This is a genomic window from Bacillus sp. SIMBA_074, from assembly GCF_046534555.1.
GTDB classification, from domain to species: Bacteria; Bacillota; Bacilli; order Bacillales; family Bacillaceae_G; genus Bacillus_A; species Bacillus_A mycoides.
The window spans coordinates 1-237 of sequence record NZ_JAWRYM010001200.1; the positions used below are offsets into that span (position 1 = coordinate 1).

Consider the following 237-nt stretch of genomic DNA (forward strand, 5'->3'; position numbering starts at 1 on the left):
GAATGAAAACGACTCTGCTTTATGGAAAAGAAGGATTGACGATAGATGTGCCGGATGACTCCTTGATCGTTGAACCGAAAAACTTGCCAGGTCTGGAGAACGAAGAGGAAGCGGTAAGACAAGCACTCCAGGCTCCGATCGGTACTCAGCCACTGCGTGACATGGTAAAGGGTACAGACAAGGTAGCGATCGTCATCAGCGACATCACACGTCCTACTCCCAATCATAAGCTGGTTC

Annotated in this window: 1 protein-coding gene; it reads left to right on the forward strand. The window is 49.4% G+C overall.

Annotated elements, in window-relative coordinates:
* Positions 1-35: 35 nt before the first annotated feature.
* On the forward strand, positions 36-237 hold a 202-nt coding region (locus SB773_RS34520; protein WP_410595041.1), incomplete at its 3' end, for a lactate racemase domain-containing protein.